The following is a 24,337-nucleotide window of genomic DNA, read 5'->3' as shown; positions in this document are numbered from 1 at the left end:
CCGAAGACGACTCAAGGTGGCAAACATGCATCCAGCGATCATTAAGAAAACCCTGGCCAACTTGCCGTTAGCGCCGAATTGGCTCGATAGCGTGCAAGCTCGGGAGTCCTTTTCCTGGCAGGTGGAAGCCAATGCGCTGGCCGGTTTGCCGGGCGGCGGTTTGAACCTGGCGTATGAGGCCGTGGATCGGCATGCGCAGGGTGCGCATCGACGGCATACGGCATTGCGCATTCTTGATCGCAACGGGGGTAGTTGCGACATCAGTTACGCCCAACTGAGCATCCTGACCAACCGGTTTGCCAATGTATTGCAAAAGCTGGGCGTGATGCCGGGTGATCGACTATTTGTACTCTGTGGCCGAGGGCTGGAACTTTATCTGGGGGTGCTCGGTGGCCTGAAACTCGGTTGCGTGGTGTCGCCATTGTTCTGTGCGTTCGGCCCGGAGCCCATCGAAACCCGTATGCGTCTTGGCGAAGGCAGTGTGTTACTGACCAGCGAAACCCTCTACCGGCGCAAGGTCGCGGCCATACGCGAGCGTTTGCCGGCCCTCAAACATGTGCTGCTGTATGACGAAAACGGTGGCGATACGGCGCAGATCGAGGGGACGCTCAATCTGCATCAACTGCTGGCGCAGGCAGAGGAAGCCTTCACCGTTGCCAATACGACCGCCGACAGCCCCGCACTTTTACACTTCACCAGCGGCACGACAGGCACTCCGAAAGGCGTGTTGCATGCCCATGGCGCGGCGCTGACCCACCGCGTCACCGGGAAATACGCCCTGGACTTGCACCCCGAAGATGTCTATTGGTGCAGCGCCGATCCGGGTTGGGTGACCGGTACTTCCTACGGGATCTTTGCCCCGTTGTTGCTGGGCGTCACCAGTGTGGTCGAGGGCAACGAATTCGATGCCGAGCGTTGGTACCGGATACTTGAGAAGCAACAGGTGACGGTCTGGTATACCGCCCCGACGGCCATTCGCCTGCTGATGAAAGCGGGGGCGGAGTTGGCGCGCGGCCATCGTTTTCCGAGTCTGCGGTTTATTGCCAGTGTCGGCGAACCGCTTAATCCCGAGGCTGTCTGGTGGGGCAAAGAGGTGCTTGGGCTGCCGATCCACGACAATTGGTGGCAGACCGAAACCGGCGGCATCATGATTGCCAACACGGTTGCCATGCCCATCAAACCAGGCTCCATGGGTAAGCCGCTGCCGGGTGTCGAGGCGGCCATCGTCGTTCGAGGAGAAGAGGGCGGACTGGCGTTTCTGGGTGACAACGAGGTCGGTGACCTTGCCTTGAAACAGCCATGGCCTGCCATGTTCCGTACCTACCTGGGGCAGGAGGAGCGTTATCGTCACTGCTTTGTCGGCGAGTGGTACCTGAGCGGCGATCTCGTGCGTCGCGATGCCGATGGTTACTACTGGTTCATTGGTCGCAGCGACGATGTCATCAAGTCGGCGGGTCACCTGATCGGTCCGTTCGAAGTTGAAAGTTCCCTCATGGAACACCCGGCCGTAGCCGAGGCCGCGGTGATCGGCAAGCCCGACCCGCTGTTGGGTGAAACCGTGAAAGCCTTTGTTTCACTCAAACGTGGTTTCACTGCCAGCCAGGCCCTGCACGACGAATTGCTCGGTCATGGACGCAAGCGCCTCGGGGCGGTCGTTGCGCCCAAGGAACTGGAATTTGTGGAAGTGCTTCCGCACACCCGTAGCGGAAAACTCATGCGGCGTCTGCTCAAGGCCAGGGAACTGGGTTTGCCTGAAGGCGACACTTCCAGCATGGAGAGTGCGCCATGAGCCTCCCACCGCGGTCCCAGGACATTGCTCTCGACCTGCTGCGGGACATGGTGCGTATCCGTCGTCTTGAGGAGCGCGCTGGCGAGTTATACGGGGAGGGCAAAATTCGTGGCTTTCTGCACCTGTACATCGGTGAAGAAGCGGTCGCCGTCGGCGTTCTGCATGCACTGGCAGCCGACGATGCGGTGGTCGCGACGTATCGCGAACATGGCCACGCCCTGATCAAGGGCGTCCCCATGAAAGCAATCATGGCCGAAATGTATGGGCACCAGGAAGGCTGCTCGCGAGGGCGCGGCGGCTCAATGCACCTGTTTGATGCCACGACGCGATTCTTCGGCGGCAATGCCATTGTCGCGGGTGGCTTGCCACTGACGGTGGGTCTGGCGCTCGCTGAACGTATGCAAGGTGGAGCGCGTCTTTCAGCCTGTTTTTTTGGTGAAGGCGCGATGGCGGAAGGGGCTTTCCATGAGTCCATCAACCTGGCCGCATTGTGGCAACTGCCGATGCTGTTTTGCTGTGAAAACAACCTCTATGCGATGGGGACTGCCCTGGACCGTTCGCAGTCGCAAACGGACCTGTGTGCGAAAGCCTCGGCCTACAAAGTCGATACCCGGTCCGTCGATGGCATGGACGTGATCGCGGTGTATGAAGCCGCTCGTGATGCGGTTGAACACATCCGTGCGGGGCGTGGGCCTTTTTTTCTGGAGTTCCGCACCTATCGGTTTCGTGCCCATTCGATGTTCGACCCACAGCTCTATCGTGACAAGGACGAGGTGGAGCAATGGAAGACCCATGGGCCGATCCATACGTACAGTGCACAGCTTAAGGCCGAGGGCCTTTTGGACGAACCCGGATTTCTGGCGATCCTCGCCCAGGTGGACGCTGAAGTGGAAGCCGCCGTTACTTATGCCGAAAGCGGTAGCCTGGAGCCGCTCGAGGATTTGTCTCGCGATGTCTACACCCCAAGGGCGGCGCCATGAGCATTCGTATGAGCTATCGCGAGGCGCTGCGCGAGGCAATACGTGAGGCGCTGCAGCGGGACCCACGGGTATTCCTGATGGGCGAAGACGTCGGTCGCTACGGTGGCAGTTATGCCGTGTCCCTGGGATTGCTTGAGGCGTTCGGCCCCGAGCGCATTCGAGACGCGCCATTGTCCGAGCTGGGTTTCGTGGGAGCCGGAATAGGGGCGGCATTGGGGGGCATGCGGCCGATTGTCGAAATCATGACCGTGAACTTCAGTCTGCTCGCCCTCGATCCGTTGATGAATACGGCTGCTGCCTTGAGGCACATGTCCGGTGGACAGTTCTCCGTGCCCCTGGTTGTGCGCATGGCGACAGGCGCCGGACGCCAGCTTGCGGCGCAACACTCGCACAGCCTGGAGGGCTGGTACGCCCATATTCCCGGGCTGAAAATCCTGGCGCCGGCGACCATCGAAGATGCACGCGGCATGCTCTGGCCAGCGCTGCTGGATCCGGACCCGGTGCTGATATTCGAACACGCCCAGCTCTACAACCTGGAGGGTGATGCGGGCGAGTGGGAGACGGTGGACATCAGCTCCGCCAAGGTCCGCCGAACCGGCAAGGACCTGACCCTGATCACTTACGGCGGCACACTCGGCAAGACCTTGGAGGCTGCGCAGGTACTGGCCGGGGAGGGTATTGATTGCGAAGTCATCGACCTGCGTGTCCTGCGCCCTCTGGATGACAAGACTTTGATGGCTTCTGTCTGCAAGACCCGTCGGGCCCTGGTGGTCGATGAGGGATGGCGCAGCGGCAGTCTATCCGCCGAGATCATTACACGGATCATAGAACAAGGCTTTTTCGAGCTGGATGCACCGCCGGCACGGGTGTGCAGCGCCGAGGTGCCGATACCTTATCCCCGGCATCTGGAAGAGGCGGCCCTGCCACAAGTGTCGACGATCGTCGCGGCCGCTCATGAACTGTGCCGGGGGACATCAGGGTGAGCGCAATGACGTGGCGTATTCAAGTATCAGGCCAGGAAGGTAAACGATGATCGAATTCAAATTGCCCTCTCTGGGGGCTGATATGGATGAAGGCACGTTGCTGGAGTGGAAAGTCCACCCGGGCGATGTGGTCAAGCCGGGCCAGGTGATTGCCGTCGTCGATACCGCCAAGGCCGCCATCGATGTCGAGTGCTGGCATGAGGGCACGGTGTCGCAACTGCTGATCGATATCGGCGCCAAAGTCCCGGTCGGTACCACCATCGCCTGGTTGTTGGAACCGGGCGAAGATCCGCACAGTGCGCGACGAACAACGACGGCGGCGCCGCTGCTGATCGAAGAGCAGGCATCGTCCGGCAGACGCCCGCGGATATCTCCCGCGGCGCGCAAGCGTGCAGCCGAGCTAGGCGTCAGCACCGCTGATTTGAAAGGCCATGGTCCACAGGGAGTCGTTACCCTGGAGGACATCGAGGTCGCCGCTCATGTGGCGCACCCGCCGGACCCCGACCAGGCCATGCGGCACGCCATTGCGGCGGCCATGACTCGTTCAAAACGCGAGATTCCCCATTACTACCTCAGCGAAACCATCGCCCTGGATAAAGCCATGGCCTGGCTGCAGGCACACAATGCGCAAAGCACACTTCAAGCGCGCCTGCTGCCCAGCGTCTTGCTGCTCAAAGCAGTGGCGCTGGCCTTGCGCGACTATCCGCAGCTCAATGGTTTCTGGCTGGATAACGCCTTCAAGCCCGCACTCGATACCGACCTTGGGGTGGCAATCACCTTGCGCCAGGGTGGCCTGGTCGCCCCGGTGCTGCATCATGTGGCGGACACATCCTTGACTCATTTGATGAGTGAACTGGCCAGCCTGGTCGAGCGCGCCCGCAGCGGATCCCTGCGCAGCTCCGAGCTGGGAGGCGCCGGCATGACGGTCACTCAACTCGGCGATCAGGGCGTGGACAGCGTATTGGGGGTGATCTATCCGCCCCAGGTTGCCTTGGTCGGTTTCGGTCGTATCAGTGAGCGGCCCTGGGTGAAAGAGGGCCAGCTGTGTGTCATGCCCACTGTCATTAGCAGTTTGTCCGCCGATCATCGAGTCAGCGACGGTCATTACGGCGCACGTTTTCTGGGCGAAGTTCGTCGCTTGCTGCAGACGCCAGAGGCGCTTTGAGGAGAGGGCACATGAACCCGCAAATGATCCGCGATGAAGTATTGAAAGCCTTGAAAGGCATTGCCCCGGAACTTGAAATCGAGCAGTTGCGATCTGATCGTTCACTGCGCGAAGAGGTTGATCTGGATTCCATGGATTGGCTTCGTGTCATCGAGGCTCTGAATCGGAGCCTGGGAATAGCAATTCCTGAAAGCGATTACCAACACGTGGACACCCTGGACAAGCTCATCGGCTATCTGGGGCAAAAGGCGAAATCCGGCGAAGCCGAGCCTTCGATCCGCAAGGGGTGAAGGTACCGGGCAGTAGTGCCGTCGCGCATTGTTTGCCACTCAAACGGTGAGCCGATCGAATCGTCGGTTGCCACCGGTTCCGCCCTGATCTGATTTAAATCAGCAGCAGGTCTGCGTGAGTGGACGACTTTATGAAATGACCTACCTTGAGGTATGCACTCATGAACATCGACAAGGCAATCTCCGGCCGGCGCTCTACGCGTGAATACACGACAGAAGCCGTTGATGAAAATGTCATTCGTCGTTTGATCAATGCCGCTGCCCAGGCGCCCAGCGCGGTCAACCAACAACCGTGGACGTTCACGGTGATCCGAGACCAAGCAGTGCTGGATCGGATCTCGCGAGAAGCAAAGGCCTACATGCTCAAGACGATGCCCGCTGGCCCCCATTCCGCGCACTTCCATTCGTTACTCAATGACGAAAACTTTCACATCTTCTACCACGCGCCAGTACTCATCCTTATTTCGGGGAACGCGCCAGGTCAGTGGGTCGTCGAAGACTGCGCATTAGCCGCCGAAAACCTGATGCTCGCCGCGTACGCTGACGGGCTGGGTACCTGCTGGATCGGTTTCGCCCAACGTTTTCTTGATACGCCGCAGGGGAAGCATGCACTGGGCCTTCCTGCCGAGTGGACGCCAGTGGCGCCCATTATCGTTGGCCATCCGAAATCGGCGCCTGCACCGGTCTTGCACAAGGCGCCGGAGATTCGCTGGGTCGGCTGATCGCAAAACACGCACAGCATGTGCCTCACCGGCATTTAGCGCTGAACTCGGCTACCGTGGCGAGCTTGCATATTGCCGCTTTCGTAAAATCGTCACTGCTTGAGGAATCGCGCGGGAAAAAGCCCGACCTGTTAGTCAAGGACGTGCAATACGAATCAACGCTCAAACGCGCGTTCTTCATTTCACTGGACGGGCACTGCCATGAAGCTCACCGCCGTACCGCCTCAGGAACCGTTACCAGACTGGCTATCGGCCTCGCTCAAGGACAGGCGGCTGATTGGCAATGATCAAATTGCCGAGGTTTTTGACGAAATCGCTGATCTGCTGGAAATCGATGACGCCAACCCCTTTCGGATCCGGGCCTACCGTAATGCGGCGCGCACCTTGAGGGCGTTGACCTTTGAGCTGGCAGAGATCATCGCGCGTGGCGAACCACTGCCCAAACTGACCGGTATTGGAGTTGATCTGGCAGGCAAGATCAACGAAATCGTTACCTGCGGAAATTGCGCTTTGCGCCAGCGGTTGCGTTCGACATTGCCGCCCGGATTGGTTGAACTGTTGTCCATCGCCGGATTGGGCCCCAAACGCGTCAGGCACCTGTATCACGATCTGGGGATCGAAACCGCGCAGCAGTTATGCGAGGCTGCTCGACAGGGGCGCATTCGCCATCTGCCCGGTTTCGGCGAAAAGATGGAAACGCGGCTGTTGAGCGCCGCGCAGAAGGGGATTGGAAGCGATCGCCGTTTGCCGCTGGCGTTTGTCGAGCCCGTGGCGCACCGTCTGATCGAATACTTGCAGCAGCTTGCGGGTATCGAGGAAGCGACGGTGGCCGGAAGCCTGCGTCGCATGCGCGACACTGTCGGTGATATCGACCTCCTCGTGGCCGCAGCGCCTTCTGTGAATGTCACGGCACACTTGCTCAAGCACCCGGAGATTTCCACCGTGTTGGTTAAAGGGCGCACGCGTGCCAGCGTCGTGCTGGGCTCAGGCCTGCAAGTGGATATGCGCATTGTAAAGCCGGCGCAATTTGGCGCCGCTCTGGTGTATTTCACTGGCAGCAAGGCGCATAACATCGCGATTCGCCAGAGGGCCCGGAAGCTGGGGCTCAAACTCAACGAATATGGGGTGTTCAAGGCCGAAGAATGCGTGGCCCGTGCCACCGAGGTGGCGGTTTATCAGGCCTTGGGATTGGTATGGATCACGCCGGAACTGCGCGAAGATCGCGGTGAAGTCGAGGCGGCACTGACAGGTCGTTTACCGAGGCTGATTGAGTTGAGCGACCTCAAAGGTGACTTGCATGCTCATACCCGTGACTCGGATGGAGGCAATAGCCTGGAAGAGATGGCATTTGCGGCGCAGCACGCCGGACTGGAATACCTGGCGATTACCGACCACTCCCGGTCCCTCAGGGTGGCCCATGGCCTGGACATTGATCGATTGTTGAAGCAAATCGACCAGATCGATGCGCTCAACGCCCGCTTGCAGGGCATGACCTTGCTCAAGGGCGTTGAGGTCGACATTCTCGAAGACGGTCGCCTGGATCTGCCAGATGACATTCTGGGGCGCCTGGACCTGGTGGTGGGCGCCGTCCACAGTCATTTCGGCTTGACGCTGCATCAACAAACCCAACGCCTGCTCAGGGCCATGGATCATCGCTACTTCAGCGTACTGGCACATCCCCTATGTCGGTTGATCAATGAACGCGCGCCCCTGAACATGGACCTGCCTGCAATCATCAAGGCAGCCTCAGAGCGTGGTTGCTGCCTGGAACTCAACTCGCAGCCCCAGCGCATGGATCTGTTTGACCTTCAGTGCCAATACGCCAAGGATCAAGGCGTGCTCATCAGCATCAATTCGGACGCCCATCGCGCCGCGGATTTTTCCTATTTGCGCTACGGCGTCGCTCAGGCGCGTCGAGCCTGGCTGGAAAAACACGATGTGCTCAATACCCGTTCGCTGACCTCACTCAAGAAGTTTTTACGCGATGGCGGTGGCGGTCGCCCTCAAAGCGCACAAAACTGATGTCAGGCCGTAGAGCGCCTTGTTGCCCGGGGCAGCCCCACGATCGGCACCTCATTTGAGCTTGTCGGCGAGCCATCGAATCCTTCAGGGGATTAGGCGCGGGGCGGATCGAACTTGCTAATTGGCTGGCTCTGTCAGGCGCAGGGCATCGAGCGCCGTGACCCATTCTTCGTTGGTGGCCTCGACCACCACCTTGACTCGGCTGGCCGAGGTCGAGATCACTGAGGCATTGGCCTGGTTCGCCGTTTCGTTCAGTTCGACACCCAGATACTGCAGGCCAGCGCACATACGAGAGCGAATCGCCGCGTTGTGTTCGCCAATACCTGCCGTGAACACCAGCATGTCCAGACCACCCAGTGCCGCGACAAGGGCACCGGCTTCGTGGATGAAGCGGCGCAGGTACAACGCAAGGGCCATGGCCGCGCGAGGCTCAGTGGCTTCGACTTTGAGCAATTCGCGCGGGTCGCTGGAAATGCCGGAAACTCCCAGCAGGCCAGACTCGTGATACAGAATATGGCTGACCCGCTCCAGGCTCAGCTTCCAGATTTCCATCAGGAAAATCACCGCGCCAGGGTCCAGCGCCCCGCAGCGGGAGCCCATCATCAAACCGTCCAGCGCTGAGAAGCCCATGGTGGTGGCGACGCTTTTCAAGTCCCGCATACCGCACAGGCTGGCACCGCTGCCCAGGTGCGCGACCAGCGTCCGGCCGCGCGCCTGATCGCCATAACGTTCGGCGAGCGCAATGGATTGATAGCAATAGGAAAGTCCGTGAAACCCGTAACGACGCAAGCCGCTTTCCCAGGCCGACCAAGGCAGTGGCAGGATTTTCTCCACGTCTGGCAGGGTCTGGTGGAAGGCGGTATCGAAACACACCACTTGTGGCAGGTCGGGGTGGGTTTGCAGCAGCGTTTCGATGGCCTCCAGTGCGAAGGGCTGATGCAGAGGGGCTAGCGGGATGTAGCTTTTAAGGTCGGCCAGCACCTGCGTGTCGATCAATACCGGTTTGGAGTATTTAATCCCTCCATGCACGACGCGGTGGGCGATGGCCCTGATCGAACGGCCTACCAGTTGAGTTCGCAACCGCTCACGAATATACCCAAGGGCATCGTGATAAGGATGTTTTGCATCGAGGGTCAGTGGCTGATCGTCGCCGCCGTTTTCGCTGACCACCGAGTTTGGCCCCGTGATGCCGTCGACCTTTGCGCGCCACAGTGGTGTGCGAGCCAAAGGGCTGCAGGTGGCGTCGAACAGGGCGAACTTGATGCTCGACGACCCCGCATTGAGGACCAGAATCACTTCACCGTTATCCGTGTCGTTCATGGCGGGGTGACCCGATAGTGATGGGCGACCAGCGCGGCGATGGCGCAGGACGCGATGCGCGATTCGACGGAGTCGGCGCGGCTGGTCAGGACAATCGGCACTTTGGCGCCAAGCACGATACCCGCGCTGGAGGCACCGCCCAGGTATTCCAGCTGCTTGACGAGCATATTGCCGCTTTCCAGATCAGGCACGACGAGAATGTCGGCTTTACCGGAAACAGCTGAGTGAATGCCCTTGATACGCGCCGCCGCCAGGGAGATGGCGTTGTCGAACGCCAGCGGCCCGTCAAGGACGGCGCCAGTGATCTGGCCGCGATCAGCCATTTTGCACAGCGCTGCGGCATCAAGGGTGGCGGGCATGTTGGCATTCACCGTTTCCACGGCAGCGAGAATCGCCACGTGGGGATTACTGACGCCGAGGATATGTGCCAGATCGATGGCGTTACGCACGATGTCCACTTTGTCGACCAACGCCGGCGCGATATTGATCGCTGCATCGGTGATGATGAAGGGGCGCGGATAAAAAGGCGTCTGCATCACGAAGCAGTGGGTGATGCGCCGCTTGGTACGCAGTAGCGCCGACGACGGCACCACGGCGGACATCAATTCGTCGGTGTGAAGGCTACCTTTCATCAACGCTTCGACTAGACCATCACGGGCCATTTGCGCACCGCGCAGGGCGGCAGCATGGCTGTGGGGCACGTATTCAATGGTGAGACCGCAAAGGTCGTGGCCGCCCTTGGCCGCCAACGCTTCGAGTCTGGCTCTTGGGCCAATCAGGATCGGGTCGATCAACCCAGCATCGCGGGCATCAAGGGCCGCCTCGAAACTCACCTCGTCGCATGGATGTACCACCGCAACGCGGATCGGTTCCAGCGTCTGGCAGGCTTGCAACAAACGATTCAGACCGTCGGCGCTGTGGCGCAGCTCTATGCCCGGCAGGCTGGCTCGATGCACATCGATATGCTCGCCGGCCGCGTGGACCAGGGATTCACCTTCCAGCACGACCACGCCTTCCTGATTGATGCCGGTACAGGCCAGCGTGAGCAGATACCGCGCTACGTCGCGAGCAGTAACCGTCACCGAGACCGTCAGTGTGTCACCGATGCGTACCGGGGCAAGGAACTTGAGGGTTTGCCCCAAGGGCACCGAACCGGGCCCTGGCAACTGCGTACCAATCAACGCCGAAATCAACGCTCCCCCCCACATGCCATGGGCGAAAACAGTGTTGAAGTGGGTGGTGGCAGCAAATTCCGGATCGACGTACAGCGGGTTCACATCGCCCGAGACCAGTGCGAACAGCTGAATGTCTTGAGCTGTCAGGGTGCGCTCCAGAGAGGCGGACTCGCCGATGACGATTTCCTCGAACGATCGATTATGCAGTCGCTCCAGATCGTCGGCGTTTACAGGAACAGAACGGGTCATGGGTTTGATCCTGAATAGGATGGCGGACGGCTCGGCTACATCATTCAACGCTCAATCGGCGCAGGTGACCAGAGCCGGCTGCCATTGCGGACGGTGAGGTCTTGGTAGCGGCGGTACTTCTCGTCCAGCTACGCCCTCTGCATACATCAAAAAGCGGGCTGATACTCCCGGCTATTACTGCTCAAAGGGCGCTCATTGATCTAAATCAACACACGCAGGCGGCATCAAGCCATAAAGCTCTATATCAAATAGAAGCGGCCGACACAGTCTCCCCCCATCAAAAGGAGAAATATCGTGATGCATTCACATATCCGCTGGTTCAAAGAGCTGGGTATCAACGATGTATCGCTGGTCGGTGGCAAGAACGCCTCGCTGGGTGAGATGTACCAGAACCTCACGACTGAGGGTGTATGCATCCCCAACGGTTTTGCCATCACCGTTGAGGCGTATCGTTATGTGCTTGATCACAATGGCGCCTGGCAGCCTCTGCATGCGGCACTTGACGGACTCGACCCCGACAACATCAAGGATTTGCAGGCGCGGGGGAAAAAGGCGAGGGCGATCGTATATGGCTGTTCATTGCCGGAAGATCTAAAGACGGCGATTTTGCAAAGTTATGCCCAACTCAAACAGGAATACGGCGAAAACATTTCATTGGCGGTGCGGTCCTCGGCGACCGCCGAGGATTCGCCGCAGGCCTCATTTGCCGGGCAGAACGATACCTATCTCAACATCGCCACTGACGGTGATCTGCTCGATGCCTACAAACGTTGCCTGGCGTCCAACTTTACCGACCGCTCCATCCACTACAAATACGACAATGGCTTTGATTACTACAAGGTCTATCTCGCCGTCGTGGTCATGAAGATGGTGCGTAGCGATATAGGGGCCAGTGGCGTGATGTTTTCGCTGGACACGGAAACAGGCTTCAGGGATGTCGTCTTCATCAATGCCGCGCTGGGGCTCGGCGAGAATGTCGTGCAGGGCACGATAGACCCCGACAGTTTCTATGTGCACAAACCCAGCTTTCTGCAGGGTTATCGTGCTGTCTTGAAGCGCAGCCTGGGTAGCAAAGCAAAGAAGATGATTTTTGCCGGCGAGCTCAATACCGGCACTATCGCGGTGGAATACACCAAGAATATTGACACGCCCCGCGAAGAACGAACCCGCTTCTGCATCTCTGATGCGGATGTGATGGTGCTGGCCGACTATGCCATCAAGGTTGAAAACCACTATTCGGGCAAAGCCGGTTTTTACAAACCCATGGATATGGAATGGGCCAAAGACGGCATCGATGGCCGGTTATATATAGTGCAGGCGCGACCGGAAACGGTGGAGTCGCAAAAGAAAGGCAGCGTGCTTGAGATTTACCATCTCAAGCAAAGATCGACAGTGCTGCTTAAGGGCAGGGCGGTCGGCACCAGAATTGGCGCCGGCAAGGCGCGTGTCATCAACGATGCCAAGCATCTCAGTGATTTTCAACCGGGCGAGGTGCTGGTCTCAGATACCACGGCACCCGACTGGGAACCTGTCATGAAGACCGCCGCGGCTATCGTGACGAGCAGGGGCGGACGTACTTGCCACGCCGCCATCGTATCGCGTGAACTGGGCATTCCCGCCATCGTGGGAACCGCAAACGCGGCAGACAAAATAGAAACCGGCACACCGATCACCATTAGCTGCGCCGAAGGCGAAACCGGAAATGTCTATGAAGGCATTCTGGGTTTTGACATTCAGCACACCGATCTCAGCCAGCTGGGACATCCAAAAACAAAGATTATGATGAACCTGGGCAATCCTGATCAGGCCTTTAGTCTTGCCTCGCTACCGGTGGATGGCATTGGTCTGGCGCGTATGGAATTCATTATCAATGAATACATCAAGGTGCATCCGATGGCGCTCGTACACCCGGAAAAGGTGGATGACGCAACACGTGAAAAGATCGCGGCCCTGAGCATTGCTTACAATGATCCTGCGGATTTTTTCGTCAAGACCTTGGCCGAAGGCGTGGCCACAATTGCGGCGGCGGTGTATCCGAAACCCTGCGTAGTGCGCATGAGCGACTTCAAAAGCAACGAGTACGCGACCCTGCTGGGCGGTCAGTATTTTGAGCCGGAAGAAGATAACCCGATGATCGGTTTTCGTGGGGCGTCCCGTTATACCCATAGTGCCTATGCCGAAGGTTTTGCGCTGGAATGCGCGGCAATGAAGCGGGTGCGCGACGAGATAGGCCTGACTAACGTCAAGTTGATGATCCCTTTTTGCCGCAGAGTGGAGGAGGGCGAAAAGGTATTGGCAGCGATGGCCAGCCATGGCCTCAAGCGCGGAGAAAACGGACTGGAGGTCTACGTCATGTGCGAGATCCCCAACAACGTCATCCTGATCGACGCCTTCGCCAAACTGTTCGACGGATTCTCCATCGGCTCCAATGACTTGACCCAGCTGACGCTCGGCGTGGATCGCGATTCGGAAATCGTCGCCTTCGATTTCGATGAACGCGATCCGGGGGTTAAACAGATGATTCGCCTGGCGGTGGAGGGAGCAAAACGTAACGGCCGCCACTCCGGTATTTGCGGACAGGCGCCGTCTGACTATCCTGAGATGGCTGAATTTCTGGTGGAAATTGGCATCGATTCGATAAGCCTCAATCCGGATGCAGTGCTCGCCACGACTCGGCATGTTCTGGCGGTGGAAAAGCGCCTGTCACTTAATCGCACACCGTAAAACCGTTGCCTCATGGCACGCCTGATCAAGATCCGAAAAACTGCCGATTACTTTGAGGTGTCGACGTGTATGCCTTCTTGCCACGTGAGTTGCCGGAGCAACTCTGCGCACTGACCGACCTCGCGCTTAACCTGCGCTGGACCTGGAATCATGCACTCGACGACCTGTGGAAATCGATTGACCCAGAACTTTGGGTGCGTACCCATAATCCGTGGATGATTCTGCAGAATGCTTCGCAGCAGCGTCTTGACGAACTCTGCCGAGATCCTGACTTCTCGCAGAAACTGGCGCACGCCATCGCAGAGCATCGGCGTTATCTCGACGACTCAGGCTGGTATGCACAGCAGCAAGGGGCCAGGGATTCGGCGCGGATCGCCTATTTCAGCATGGAGTACGGTTTGAGTGAGGCCTTTCCGCTCTACGCTGGCGGACTCGGTGTGCTTGCAGGAGATTACCTGAAGACGGCGAGCGACATGGGCGTTCCGATACTTGGGGTGGGTTTGCTCTATCAGGAAGGCTATTTTCGGCAATACATCGACGCGGGAGGAAGGCAGCATGAGGCCTATCCTTACAACGACGCCACCAGCCTGCCGATTCAGCCAACGATCGGAAATGACGGCGCCTGGCTGAAAATCGTGCTGCAACTTCCCGGTCGCACTTTGTATTTGCGTATATGGCAGGCCATTGTCGGACGTACGCGCCTGTATCTGCTGGACAGTAACGATCTGCGCAATGGGCCCGCCGACCGCGGTATCACCTCTAAGTTGTATGGCGGCGGCTCGGAAATGCGTTTGCTCCAGGAAGTGGTGCTCGGCATTGGTGGCTGGGCGGTACTCGACGCACTGGGTATCGACGTTGACGTGTGCCACCTTAACGAAGGTCACGCCGCACTGCTTGTGCTGGAACGTGCCCGTCGCTTTATGCACAAGATGGGTACATCGTTCTGGGAAGCATGGTGGGCAACGCGTGCAGGTAACGTATTCACAACGCATACGCCAGTGGCTGTGGGTTTCGACTTATTTCCACCCTCGCTCATTTACAAGTACGCGCGTGAGTATCTCGAAGACTGTCGCATTTCATTGCGCGAGCTGCTTGCGTTGGGCCGGCGTGATCCGGCGGACGACGATGAGCCGTTCAACATGGCTTTTCTGGCATTGCGTGGGTGCGCCCAGTGCAATGCCGTGAGTCGTTTGCATGGCGAGGTCAGCCGTCAATTGTTCAGTGATCTTTATCCACGCTGGCCGCTTCAAGAGATACCTGTGGGGCACATTACCAACGGCGTCCATGTGCCATCCTGGGATTCGGTGTGGTCCGATCACCTATGGACTAGCACCTGTGGCAAGGAACGTTGGCTCGGCACGGTGGAGTCTCTCTCAGGGACGGTCTCCCACAGTGATGACAGGGCCTTGTGGACGATGGCCGCCGAGCAACGCCGCGATCTGGTGCATTACACGCGTCACCGTTTGGCATGGCACCTTGGACAGCGTGGCGAGTCACCTCAGCGGGTCGAAGAAGCCGCGCAGGTGCTCGATCCCAATTGCCTTACGCTCGGCTTCGCGCGGCGATTCACCGACTATAAGCGACCGAATTTGTTGCTGCATGACCCGGAGCGCCTGAGCCGCCTGCTAACCGATGAGCATCGACCCGTCCAACTGATCATCGCCGGTAAAGCCCATCCCAGTGACGAGCAGGGCAAGCAGCTGATCCAGGCATGGATGGAGTTTGTTCATCGTCCAAATCTGCGAAGGCATGTCGTGTTCCTGGAGGATTACGACATTGAACAGGCCCAACATCTGGTGCAAGGCGTCGATGTCTGGATCAATACACCGCGACGACCATGGGAAGCCTGTGGCACCAGTGGGATGAAGGTTCTGGTCAATGGCGGACTTAACCTGTCCCAACTGGACGGTTGGTGGGCGGAGGCGTACCAGCCCACCTGCGGTTGGGCAATCGGCGACGACGCCCCCAGCGACGATGTAGCCGACGCCGAGTGCTTGTACCGCCTGCTCGAAGAAGAAGTAGTGCCCACCTTTTACACACGCGACACGCAGGGAATTCCACGAGACTGGGTGCAACGCATGCGCGCCAGCATGTCGCAACTGGGGCCGCAATTCAGTAGCAATCGCATGCTGCTCGAATACCTGGGTTGTTGTTACCAACCGGCGATCCAGGCGTTCCGACGCCGTAGCAAGGATAAGGCTGAACTCGCACGTGGGCTTCATGCCTGGCACAAGGCGGTTGCCTTGGGATGGGACAACATACATTTCGGCACGGTCGATGCGAAACACGACGGCGAGTGGCTGTACATCAGCGTGCCGGTCTATCTGGGGGAGATCGCACCGGAGTGGGTAAGGGTGGAACTCTATGCCGCCCCGTGCGATGGACACCCGGCAGAATGCCTGCCGATGAACGCTGTCGGCCCCATACCCGGCGCCATCCAAGGCTATATCTTTTCCACCTCGGTCGCTGCCACGCGGCCCGTGGATGGCTACACCCCTCGGGTACGCGCCTGGCACTCAGACGCCTTTCTGCCAGCGGAAAATGCACTTATTGCGTGGCAACGTTGACGCTGGCTCGCCTTCACCTGACAGGTCTCAACGTATTACCCGGAAGGCTTTTATTAACGCTCGGGAACGCACCAGGTCAGTGACTCGTCGATGACTGTTCATTGCCTGCCAAGTGGACGCCGGTGGCGCTCATTATCATTGACTAACCACCTGGACACCCTCTGGTAGCTTCGACTGCATCATTTCTCTTCTATCCAGTTTGCGTCCGTCCACGACAAAGGAACCATCACCCACTGAATGAAGGGTTCGTGTCTCTTTGCGTGACTCATCGATGTAGGCGGCGAGGCCTTCGAGGACAACAATGTTGTGTTTCTCGATGATATCGACAACCTTGCATTCGATATTGGCCAGGCATTCCTTAATCAAGGGTGACCTGACATGTTTGCCTTTCACGGGCGTCAATCCGAAGGTTGCAAACTTGTCTGTGTCGGCACCAGAACAGGTTCCCACACCAATAACGCAATCGATCAAATCGACAGTGGGGATTGAAATGACGCACTCCTTGGTTTTCAGAAGCGCGGCGTACGAATAGTTCCAGGGCCCGGTGGTGATGGCAAAAATCGGCGTGAAGCCCATCACCATGGTCCACGAGATGGTCATAATGTTGTTCTTGCGGCCATCATTTGTGGTGACGAAGACCACCGGGCCTGGCTCCATCAGTGTGAATGCTGTGTTGATTTTCATCTTTTTCAACGTCAGGCACTCCCCATTGTCTTTGATCGGCCTCTTCATCTGCTCAAACGGTATCGAATGCTCCACTTTCAGCCAGCAAGGTGGCTATCAGGGCGGTGCTGTCGATTACGTGCACGTGCTGCGTCACGCACTCGGGGGATAGGCGAAATGGAGGCACGCTGTCAGAGATCGCAATGTGCTCGAAAAGCGGCTTGTCGAACAGATGGCTGCCCGCCGTGAACAAACCATGGGTCGCCGCGGCAAACAATCGGCTGGCTCCACCCTTTTGACAGGCAAGGCCCGCATGCTTCAGCGTTTCACCGGTACTGATCAGATCGTCGAAAACAATGGCTGTCTTACCCGATACGTCGCCCACCAACAGGGCGCCTGTCAGCGTCGCGTGAGCACGGTGCTTTTCCATCAGCGCACTGCCCACTGAGCGTCCCAGATGTCGTTCGAGGGCCTGACGAAACTGTTCGGCGCGCTTGGCACCACCGGAATCCGGGGACACCGCCACCACGTCGGCGTCGCCGACGAACCTGGCGAAATGCTCGGCAAATAATTCTGTGCACTGCACGTTCCACGTCGGAATGCGAAAGGCATTGTCGAACGCGGCCGGATTATGCACCTCCAGGGCAACCAGACGATCAACGTGGCAGGCTTCAATCATGGCCGCCAGGTAGCGGGTGATCGTGGGGTCTTGAGGTTGGCTGCGACGATCTTTGCGTCCATAACAGAGGTAGGGTGTTACGACCTGCACATGGCGAGCGCCGGCATCCTTGAGTGCTCCGCAAAAGAACAACAGGCGACACAACTTATCGTTAGCGCTCTGCCGGTCATCTCCATACAAAGCATGGAACACCACGACCTCGCGACCGTTAACCGACGCCAGCGGTCGGCATTTATGTTCGCCATCTTCATAGTCGCGCTCTTCATGCAGGGCCAGTTGGCAGCCAAGCCGCTGCGCGACGCGGGTTGCATAGTGCTCACTGCCTTGCAGGGCAAAAAGAAGCGGGCGGTCGGTGAGCATGCATTGGCTCCTTTGAGGCTTATCGAACAGTTGCGCCGTCATCGGACAGCACCATGCCGCAACACTTCAATGCAGAACTCCATTTCGTAGGGCGGGACGTTGCATTCGACGATGTCATGGGCGGCAACTTGCAGGTGCACGCCGACAATGTCGGCACGGATCGGTTGCTGGCAAACATGCCGGTCAACCAATACCGCAGTGTAGACCCGACGAGCGCCCAGCTGCGCCAAATAGGCACAGGTGCGCAGAAGGGAGTGGCCTTCAAAAAGCACATCGTCGACAACAAGCAGGGTGGTATTGGCAAGGTCCAGCTCGCCCAGAAGTGGGTTCTCAGTCAATTCCGTCTGTGCATGCAGGACCTTGAGGTCATCGGCATAACGCTTGACCTTCAGGGGGTAAAGTGGCAGTTCTGGCTGGCCGGTCTGACGCGAAAGATGCTGCTGTAAGCGCTGTGCCAGCGGCTCGCCGCGACGCTGGATGCCAATCAGTGCCGATTGAGCGGGCGGCAACAATATCGCCGCTTGGCGCGCCATCGCCTTCAGCACGCCATCGAGTTCATCGCTGTCGTACAAGCGCAACCGCTGACTCGCAAGTTGGGTCGACATTGCCGTCTCCTGTCGAAAGCCGGTGCGGTGGGGGCATCACACCATCAAGGAACCGGCAAGCATCAAAGTCCTGAGCACAGCAAACATGCCGTCCCATTTTGCCAACGTAATCCTGCTCGGCCCGGCCCTGTTGATATTGATCAAGTACGGTGAAATGAAAGCCCGATCCATGACCCGCATTGGTCCAATGAACGGCGTTACGCGGGGATTTGATATAAATCAACGCCAGGGCGACATCAACAGAGGACGCTGAATCAACGCGGGTGCCTGATCCGGCGCAGGCGTTACGACTAGTCTCAGCAATGGGGCAGCGATGGACGTCGAGTCCCCCTGTATGGAGTCAGATCATGAGCCAATATCAACGCTTGTTACTCATCATCAACCCGGCCCTGCGCCATTCCCCAGCGATAAACCATGCGGCCGCTCTGGCCAAGGCCAGCGGCGCGAGCTTGCATATTGCTGCGCTTGTAAAACCGTTGGAGATACTGTCACTGCTTGACGAAGGCGTGCAGGAAAAAGCCCGGGAAAGCTACCTTCAGGACCATCGCGACTGGCTGAAAAACCAGGCAACCAATCTCAATGCGCTGGGGCTCAAAGTGACGACAGAGGTGATGTGGGCCGACGACATGAAGCAAGACATTCTTGATCACGTCACGGAAATGCAGCCCGACCTGCTGATCAAAGAAGTGCAGCACGAATCAGCGCTCAAACGCGCATTCTTCACCCCGCTGGATTGGCATTTGTTGCGCCACTGCCCGATACCGGTCTATCTGGTGGGCGGCGGTGGTCATGCCTTGCCGCGCAAGGTCGTGGCGGCGGTTGACGCGTCGGATGCGGCGCCTGCGGACAGCGAGCTGAACGAGCGGATCATTCAGCAAGCCACCAACCTGGCGTTGCAGTGCGATGCCGAACTGCACCTGCTGTATGCCTGCGATCTTTCAGGGGTCTATCTGGCAGACATGGGGGGGCTGGCGCTTCCAGACATCACCAAAGAGTTGCGCACCACCGAGGAACAATCGTTCAGCAAATTGGCCGGTCGGTACGGCGTCCCCTCTGACCGTCGGCATTTTGTTCTCGGACATCCGGTCGCGGCGTTGAGCGATTTTGCCAACGAGCAGCAGGTGGATGTGATCGTGATGGGCCGAGTCCAGTACCACGGCCTGGAGAAGCTGCTGGGCAGCACGACCGAACATATTCTGTACCAGGTGCCTTGCAGTGTTCTGGCGGTCTAGCCGGACAAGGCCATGGTGTAACGAAACGACAGGCGTCATCGCCTGAGGAGGTTTTTCATGAGTCAAAGCCCCTCATTACAAACCACATTGGAGGACCGGGCAGAAGCCGGTCGACGTCTGGTGGAACCGTTGCTCAAATACGCCCATCGACCCGATGTCATCGTCCTCGCCTTGCCCCGTGGCGGCGTTCCGGTCGCCTATGAAGTGGTCAAGTCCCTGGACGTGCGCCTGGACCTGATGCTGGTGCGCAAACTGGGCGTGCCGTCCAACCCCGAGTTCGCCATGGGCGCCATCGCCAGTGGCGGTATCCAGATCCGAAATGAAGAAGCGCTGCGGGCTCACCCGATTTCCCCGGCCGCATTCGACGCCGTGGTCGCGCGTGAAACACGGGAATTGCAGCGGCGGGAGCACCTGTACCGGGGCGCCCGGCCACCCTTGCAGCTCAAGGGGCAGGTGGTGATTCTGGTGGATGACGGCCTGGCGACGGGCGCCTCGATGATGGCGGCGATCCGCGCGGTGCGTATGCAGGCACCTGCTCGTATCGTCGTTGCCGTGCCGGTTGCTCCGCGGGAAACGGTGGACACGCTGAGCTTCGAAGTCGATGAGGTGATCTGCCCACTCATACCTGAATGGATGATGTCGATCGGGTATTGGTACTTGAGTTTCCCCCAGACCTCGGACGAAGAAGTCATTGATTTGTTGCAACGGGCCTGGCAGCGAGAAGCCGCCACGGATTCCGCCTCGCGGGAGCCTTTCGATGATTAAGCCTCAATCTCGACAGCTGGAATTGCGAGAGGTTGAGTTATCGGCCGATCTGCGTCTGCCGCTGCAGACTGACGGTCTGGTGATCTTCGTGCACGGTAGCGGCAGTGGCCGTCTGAGCCCACGCAATCAGTTTGTCGCAGAGTCGTTGGCCCGGCGGGGGCTGGCGTCGCTGCTGTTCGACCTGCTCACGGAGCCAGAGCAACGCCTGGACAACCTCACCGGGGAGCTGCGTTTCGATATTGCCTTGCTCGCCAGGCGACTGGTGGACGTCATCGACTGGGTCGGTCGGGACGTGGAGTTGCACTCGCTGCGAATCGGTCTGTTCGGCGCAAGCACCGGTGCTGCGGCGGCGTTGTTGGCGGCGGCCGTGCGCCCGGAGGTGGTGCACGCGGTGGTCAGCCGCGGAGGGCGCACCGACCTGGCGGGGGCGGCATTGTCGCAGGTGAGGGCACCCACCTTGCAGATCGTAGGCGCCCAGGACCCAGTGGTGCTCGAACTGAATGATCAAAGCAGTCAGGCCTTGCAGTGTGAGCAGCAGCTGGAAATTGTGGCGGGCGCGACTCATCTTTTCGAAGAACCTGGAGCCCTTGAAGAAGTCGCCAGACTCGCTGGCGACTGGTTCGAGAAGTATTTGCACGACCCCGCCTGACAACGCCTGACCGGCCTCACACGCCAAACGGATAGGTTTCGTCTTCCGGTTCGAGTCTCTGGCTTTTCGGTAGCGCCAGTGCTGTCACGGGTTGGGTCTGTTCAATCCAGATCATGGCGTCGAACTGTTCGGCCAGCGTCGCTTCGAAGTAGTGACTGCCACGCTCGGTTTCAGGGCGGTAAATCACCCCGATGGCCCGTTCCAGCAACGGTTTGGACAGCACCCGGCGCAGCGCTTTGCGCGTTGGGTCTCGCCAGTCGGTCAATGACGCCGGCACACCCGCCTTGAGGAACTGGTGCTCCCAACTGTCCGGGCGAGAGGGCCGGATGTCCTTGATGAGCATGTCGCCGTCCCAGTCATCGGCTGCGGCCACCTGGCCACGGTCGGTGCTCATACCGATCAGTACGGCATCGCGCCCATAAGCACTGCGGCACAGCTGACCGATGTTGAACTGACCCTTCCAGCCCATTTCCGTCGCAGCCGCGTTGCCGATATGAGAATTGTGCGCCCAGACCACGGCTTTGGCTTGTGGACCGCGGTGCTCAAGCAGTGCCCGAAGTGTGTCGAACATGTGCCGGTCACGCAGGTTCCATGAGGCGGTCGACCCTCGATAAATCGCACGGTAATACTGTTCCGCCGCCTGCACCACCCGAGCGTTTTGCGCCGCATTGAAGAAGGCCTCGTCGTTCTGGATAAGCCCGGCCAGTTGTTCGGCCAGCATGGCGTCGAGCTGTTCAATCACCGGTTGCTCACAAGGCATCAAGCCGGCACGTTCGACGAAGTGACCATACAACGCGGGATCATCCTGCCAAGGGGTCAGACAGCCATAGCGCCGCCGGGCCTCGTGGGCCAGCTGTGGGTCGACCCGGTCCAGATAACTCAGCACCTCATGGATGGAGTTGCGCAAGCTGTATACGTCCAGCCCGCGGAACTCGACGCGACGTTCAGTGGCGAGGGTGTGGTTGTAGAGATGCAGCCAGTGGGCGAATGCTCTCACGTCGGTGTTGCGCCACATCCAGGTCGGGAATCGGCTGAAGATGTGACGTTTCCACGCCGAGTGTGCCAACCCCCGGACATACTGGTCGACATGGCCGGCGTCCGGCCAGTCGGCTTCAACGGCCACAATGTTGAACCCGTGTTGCTCAATCAGCCTTTGGGTGATCGCTGCCCGGGTTCGATAAAAATCACTGGTGCCATGACTGGCCTCACCAATCATCACCACGCGCGCATCCGCATAGCGATCGAACATTTCACCAAAGGCGGATGAGTCCAGCGCCGGCAGAGGCTCAGCGTATTGGCGCAGAAGCGGTGCGATGGCAGCCTGGTCAATGTGCCGAGGTGAGCCATACAGGTTATCCAGCATGTCTTGGGAGGGTGTGTTCATGACCGTCGTCCCCGTAAGGGTGGGTTACCGCCAGCGGTATTGCGCTTGCGCACAACCGCCGGAGATCGATCCGCAGGTCCTCGACACATTGTGTTTAAACGCAAACTTTTGTGTCGATTCATCACCTGTTTGATTATTCCTACGCCTTGCTCCAGATGAACAATTGAGTTTCGTCAATAAAGGGTGCAAAGGCTTGAGAGAAGGTGTCGGGGGCCAGATTCCTCGCCTGGCGGGTTAATAGGCCGCTTATATGAGTCGCCGGATCAAGGTGCTTCAACAGCCCCGTTGTTTTACAGGTACAGGCAGTGAATCACCTGACGGGTATCGTAGGGATCGTCGCGCGTCTCGAAGCCCAGTGATCTGGCCAGGTCGCGCATCGGGGCATTGCTGGAGGCGTCGAGCGCATACATCTGGTGAAAACCGTTCTTGCGCGCGGCCGTGATCAAATGTTCCAGCAATAGCGTACCCAAACCCAGACGCTTCCATTGATCGGCGACTGTCACCGTACATTCACACTTGTATTCGCCCGTGGCGACATACCGGCTGACGCCGATCTCGATCAATTGGCCATTTTCGTGGACCAGTGCGATGTAAGCCAGGCACTGCTTGTTGCCGGGTTCGCTGCTCTGCATGAGAAAGCGCATGTGCCGGGACTCAGGGCACAGATGTTTGATGAAGCGGTACTCTCGCTCGCGGTCTTTTTCCGTCAGTTGCCGGATCAACACGTGACGACCATCCTTGAGCGCTTCGATCCAGTATTTCCCAGTGACGTTGGAATAGGCTTCAGAGGCCCGATCATTATGGTCTTTGACAGTGAGCATGATGCGATCCTCCAGCCGTCTTCATAGGTTGGCGCGCAGTGGCAAATCTCGCGATTCACTTCTTTCTACTCCGCTGACTGCGCCTGAATATGATCTGGATCAGATCTCTTGTGACAGTGCACTCAATTGCCTGGATTTGATGTAAATCAAACAGGCATAGGGCGCAACGAGCGCAGTCTTTGAACATGGCCAAGCTATGGGCCGGTGTATAGACGAGGTGTGTCATGGCCCACTATCAACGCTTGCTGCTGATCGCCAACCCAAACCTCAAAGAGGCCCCAGCCTTGCTGCGTGCCATCGCCCTGGCCAGGGCCAGTGGAGCCATGCTGGACGTACGAGCCTTTATCGAACCCGCGCCCATGGCGCATGTGTGGGAAGAGAACAAAGACGAGGAGGGGGATCAGCGATATCAGCATCATTATCTCCACTGGAGGGACCTGACGCTTCAGCGTCTCAATGCGCAGGGATTGGAGGTGAACGTGCAAGTTGTCTTCACCTGCAATCCACTGCTCGACATCTTGAAATGTGTAGAAGAGCTCAAGCCCGACCTGGTCATCAAGGATGTCACGGTGGACCCGGTACTTGGACGGGTGTTCGTCACACCTCTGGATTACCATTTGCTGCGCGGGTGTCCCGTTGCGTTGCACTTGGTCAACCAGGTCCATCATGAGTTGCCTCATCAGATCGTCGCCGCTGTGGACCTGTTTGATACGGTCACACAAATCCGTGATGTGAACGATGCCATTATTCAGGCAGCTCATACGCTGGCCGTGCAATGCGACGCATCGCTGCACCTGCTTTACGCCTATGACTTATCGCCTGCATTCAATGGCGATACGCCGCTGATCACCGGCTGCTGGAATGTGGCCTTCATGGATGAGTTGCGAGCGTCCCTTTATCAGGCCTTCAACACCCTGGCTGAGCGCTATGGCATTGCTCCAGAGCGCCGGCATTTTTTCATGGGGCTGCCGATGCCGGTGATCAGTGCATTTGTCGATGATTACCAGGCTGACGTCGTGGTGATGGGCACCTTGCATCGGGTGGGTACTAATCGATTCATCGGCAGCACTATGGAGCGCGCGCTGTATTCGTTGCAGGGCAGCATTCTGGCGGTCAGACAATCAGATTCGTGTGTCGAAGAGAACATGTGATCGCAGCGTTAACGCACGCCTTGCTTCAGCCTTTTGCACTGT

20 protein-coding genes are annotated in these 24,337 nt (G+C 58.5%); 13 read left to right on the top strand and 7 right to left on the bottom strand.

Annotated elements, in window-relative coordinates:
- Window positions 1-25 precede the first annotated feature (25 nt).
- The 7 genes from acsA (at window position 26) to polX (ending at window position 7,951) form a co-directional block, all read left to right on the top strand.
- Window positions 26-1,789: an acetate--CoA ligase gene (gene acsA, locus JIO00_RS15545; protein ID WP_200666209.1), complete on the top strand. Its 1,764-nt coding sequence runs from the start codon at window positions 26-28 to the stop codon at window positions 1,787-1,789.
- Window positions 1,786-2,769, top strand: coding sequence for a pyruvate dehydrogenase (acetyl-transferring) E1 component subunit alpha (pdhA, locus tag JIO00_RS15540; protein ID WP_200666207.1), 984 nt, complete (start codon window positions 1,786-1,788; stop codon window positions 2,767-2,769). Before acsA ends, pdhA begins: the two co-directional genes overlap by 4 nt.
- Window positions 2,766-3,752: an alpha-ketoacid dehydrogenase subunit beta gene (locus JIO00_RS15535; RefSeq protein ID WP_042932032.1), complete on the top strand. Its 987-nt coding sequence runs from the start codon at window positions 2,766-2,768 to the stop codon at window positions 3,750-3,752. The genes pdhA and JIO00_RS15535 overlap by 4 nt, the downstream gene beginning before the upstream one ends.
- Before the next feature lie 46 nt (window positions 3,753-3,798).
- The gene (locus tag JIO00_RS15530) at window positions 3,799-4,917 is read left to right on the top strand and encodes a dihydrolipoamide acetyltransferase family protein (protein ID WP_200666205.1); all 1,119 of its coding nucleotides are present in this window, start codon (window positions 3,799-3,801) and stop codon (window positions 4,915-4,917) included.
- Between the two features lie 11 nt (window positions 4,918-4,928).
- Window positions 4,929-5,207: an acyl carrier protein gene (locus JIO00_RS15525; protein WP_200666203.1), complete on the top strand. Its 279-nt coding sequence runs from the start codon at window positions 4,929-4,931 to the stop codon at window positions 5,205-5,207.
- A 161-nt stretch (window positions 5,208-5,368) separates the two neighbouring features.
- On the top strand, window positions 5,369-5,929 hold the full coding sequence (locus tag JIO00_RS15520; RefSeq protein WP_200666201.1) for a nitroreductase family protein: 561 nt from the start codon (window positions 5,369-5,371) through the stop codon (window positions 5,927-5,929).
- Window positions 5,930-6,130: 201 nt separating this feature from the next.
- Window positions 6,131-7,951 (top strand): DNA polymerase/3'-5' exonuclease PolX, encoded by a 1,821-nt coding sequence (gene polX / locus JIO00_RS15515; RefSeq protein WP_200666199.1) that lies wholly within the window; start codon window positions 6,131-6,133, stop codon window positions 7,949-7,951.
- A 117-nt stretch (window positions 7,952-8,068) separates the two neighbouring features.
- Here polX and JIO00_RS15510 read toward each other — a convergent pair whose 3' ends face one another.
- A complete protein-coding gene (locus JIO00_RS15510) occupies window positions 8,069-9,271 on the bottom strand; it encodes an acetate/propionate family kinase (RefSeq protein WP_200666197.1) in 1,203 nt (400 codons plus the stop codon).
- Window positions 9,268-10,695, bottom strand: a complete 1,428-nt coding sequence (locus tag JIO00_RS15505; protein ID WP_154504789.1) for a bifunctional enoyl-CoA hydratase/phosphate acetyltransferase — start codon at window positions 10,693-10,695, stop codon at window positions 9,268-9,270. Before JIO00_RS15505 ends, JIO00_RS15510 begins: the two co-directional genes overlap by 4 nt.
- 297 nt (window positions 10,696-10,992) lie before the next feature.
- Between JIO00_RS15505 and ppsA the strand changes: the two genes are divergently transcribed.
- Window positions 10,993-13,419, top strand: a complete 2,427-nt coding sequence (gene ppsA, locus JIO00_RS15500) for a phosphoenolpyruvate synthase (protein WP_200668642.1) — start codon at window positions 10,993-10,995, stop codon at window positions 13,417-13,419.
- 65 nt (window positions 13,420-13,484) lie between these two features.
- On the top strand, window positions 13,485-15,986 hold the full coding sequence (glgP, locus tag JIO00_RS15495; protein WP_200666195.1) for an alpha-glucan family phosphorylase: 2,502 nt from the start codon (window positions 13,485-13,487) through the stop codon (window positions 15,984-15,986).
- Window positions 15,987-16,121: 135 nt separating this feature from the next.
- On the opposite strand, the gene JIO00_RS15490 is transcribed toward glgP, so the two are convergent.
- Genes JIO00_RS15490 through JIO00_RS15480 form a run of 3 tightly spaced genes read right to left on the bottom strand, consistent with a single transcriptional unit; the run spans window position 16,122 to window position 18,293 of the window.
- On the bottom strand, window positions 16,122-16,670 hold the full coding sequence (locus tag JIO00_RS15490) for a flavin reductase family protein (protein WP_197678990.1): 549 nt from the start codon (window positions 16,668-16,670) through the stop codon (window positions 16,122-16,124).
- 52 nt (window positions 16,671-16,722) lie between these two features.
- Complete coding sequence (locus JIO00_RS15485; RefSeq protein WP_083376665.1) at window positions 16,723-17,688, bottom strand: ribose-phosphate diphosphokinase; 966 nt, start codon at window positions 17,686-17,688, stop codon at window positions 16,723-16,725.
- Window positions 17,689-17,726: 38 nt separating this feature from the next.
- Window positions 17,727-18,293 carry a phosphoribosyltransferase family protein gene (locus JIO00_RS15480; RefSeq protein ID WP_200666193.1) on the bottom strand — a complete coding sequence of 189 codons (567 nt, stop codon included), beginning with the start codon at window positions 18,291-18,293 and terminating at the stop codon, window positions 17,727-17,729.
- 347 nt (window positions 18,294-18,640) lie between these two features.
- Here JIO00_RS15480 and JIO00_RS15475 point away from each other — a divergent pair, with 347 nt between their 5' ends.
- From JIO00_RS15475 to JIO00_RS15465, 3 genes are read left to right on the top strand one after another with little or no spacing between them, the layout of a single operon-like run.
- Window positions 18,641-19,525, top strand: coding sequence for a universal stress protein (locus JIO00_RS15475; protein WP_200666191.1), 885 nt, complete (start codon window positions 18,641-18,643; stop codon window positions 19,523-19,525).
- Between the two features lie 57 nt (window positions 19,526-19,582).
- Window positions 19,583-20,290: a phosphoribosyltransferase gene (locus JIO00_RS15470; protein WP_145307725.1), complete on the top strand. Its 708-nt coding sequence runs from the start codon at window positions 19,583-19,585 to the stop codon at window positions 20,288-20,290.
- A complete protein-coding gene (locus JIO00_RS15465) occupies window positions 20,283-20,939 on the top strand; it encodes a dienelactone hydrolase family protein (protein WP_200666189.1) in 657 nt (218 codons plus the stop codon). Before JIO00_RS15470 ends, JIO00_RS15465 begins: the two co-directional genes overlap by 8 nt.
- Window positions 20,940-20,955: 16 nt before the next feature.
- Here the strand turns inward: JIO00_RS15465 and JIO00_RS15460 are convergent, their stop codons facing one another.
- Window positions 20,956-22,323 (bottom strand): erythromycin esterase family protein, encoded by a 1,368-nt coding sequence (locus tag JIO00_RS15460; protein ID WP_077747783.1) that lies wholly within the window; start codon window positions 22,321-22,323, stop codon window positions 20,956-20,958.
- A gap of 290 nt (window positions 22,324-22,613) precedes the next feature.
- Window positions 22,614-23,144, bottom strand: a complete 531-nt coding sequence (locus JIO00_RS15455) for a GNAT family N-acetyltransferase (protein ID WP_200666187.1) — start codon at window positions 23,142-23,144, stop codon at window positions 22,614-22,616.
- 224 nt (window positions 23,145-23,368) lie between these two features.
- Here JIO00_RS15455 and JIO00_RS15450 point away from each other — a divergent pair, with 224 nt between their 5' ends.
- Window positions 23,369-24,295: a universal stress protein gene (locus tag JIO00_RS15450; protein ID WP_200666185.1), complete on the top strand. Its 927-nt coding sequence runs from the start codon at window positions 23,369-23,371 to the stop codon at window positions 24,293-24,295.
- Window positions 24,296-24,337 lie beyond the last annotated feature (42 nt).

The organism is Pseudomonas sp. SW-3 (genome assembly GCF_016615645.1).
Classification (GTDB): Bacteria; Pseudomonadota; Gammaproteobacteria; order Pseudomonadales; family Pseudomonadaceae; genus Aquipseudomonas; species Aquipseudomonas mandelii.
This window is presented reverse-complemented; position numbering and strand designations above follow the sequence as displayed.

Excerpts from the sequence above, each read along its gene's own strand:
- acsA (WP_200666209.1), top strand. The coding sequence starts at position 26 with ATGCATCCAGCGATCATTAAGAAAACCCTGGCCAACTTGCCGTTAGCG.
- pdhA (WP_200666207.1), top strand. The coding sequence starts at position 1,786 with ATGAGCCTCCCACCGCGGTCCCAGGACATTGCTCTCGACCTGCTGCGG.
- JIO00_RS15535 (WP_042932032.1), top strand. The coding sequence starts at position 2,766 with ATGAGCATTCGTATGAGCTATCGCGAGGCGCTGCGCGAGGCAATACGT.
- JIO00_RS15530 (WP_200666205.1), top strand. The coding sequence starts at position 3,799 with ATGATCGAATTCAAATTGCCCTCTCTGGGGGCTGATATGGATGAAGGC.
- JIO00_RS15525 (WP_200666203.1), top strand. The coding sequence starts at position 4,929 with ATGAACCCGCAAATGATCCGCGATGAAGTATTGAAAGCCTTGAAAGGC.
- JIO00_RS15520 (WP_200666201.1), top strand. The coding sequence starts at position 5,369 with ATGAACATCGACAAGGCAATCTCCGGCCGGCGCTCTACGCGTGAATAC.
- polX (WP_200666199.1), top strand. The coding sequence starts at position 6,131 with ATGAAGCTCACCGCCGTACCGCCTCAGGAACCGTTACCAGACTGGCTA.
- JIO00_RS15510 (WP_200666197.1), bottom strand. The coding sequence starts at position 9,271 with ATGAACGACACGGATAACGGTGAAGTGATTCTGGTCCTCAATGCGGGG.
- JIO00_RS15505 (WP_154504789.1), bottom strand. The coding sequence starts at position 10,695 with ATGACCCGTTCTGTTCCTGTAAACGCCGACGATCTGGAGCGACTGCAT.
- ppsA (WP_200668642.1), top strand. The coding sequence starts at position 10,993 with ATGCATTCACATATCCGCTGGTTCAAAGAGCTGGGTATCAACGATGTA.
- JIO00_RS15490 (WP_197678990.1), bottom strand. The coding sequence starts at position 16,670 with ATGAAAATCAACACAGCATTCACACTGATGGAGCCAGGCCCGGTGGTC.
- JIO00_RS15485 (WP_083376665.1), bottom strand. The coding sequence starts at position 17,688 with ATGCTCACCGACCGCCCGCTTCTTTTTGCCCTGCAAGGCAGTGAGCAC.
- JIO00_RS15480 (WP_200666193.1), bottom strand. The coding sequence starts at position 18,293 with ATGTCGACCCAACTTGCGAGTCAGCGGTTGCGCTTGTACGACAGCGAT.
- JIO00_RS15475 (WP_200666191.1), top strand. The coding sequence starts at position 18,641 with ATGAGCCAATATCAACGCTTGTTACTCATCATCAACCCGGCCCTGCGC.
- JIO00_RS15470 (WP_145307725.1), top strand. The coding sequence starts at position 19,583 with ATGAGTCAAAGCCCCTCATTACAAACCACATTGGAGGACCGGGCAGAA.
- JIO00_RS15465 (WP_200666189.1), top strand. The coding sequence starts at position 20,283 with ATGATTAAGCCTCAATCTCGACAGCTGGAATTGCGAGAGGTTGAGTTA.
- JIO00_RS15460 (WP_077747783.1), bottom strand. The coding sequence starts at position 22,323 with ATGAACACACCCTCCCAAGACATGCTGGATAACCTGTATGGCTCACCT.
- JIO00_RS15455 (WP_200666187.1), bottom strand. The coding sequence starts at position 23,144 with ATGCTCACTGTCAAAGACCATAATGATCGGGCCTCTGAAGCCTATTCC.
- JIO00_RS15450 (WP_200666185.1), top strand. The coding sequence starts at position 23,369 with ATGGCCCACTATCAACGCTTGCTGCTGATCGCCAACCCAAACCTCAAA.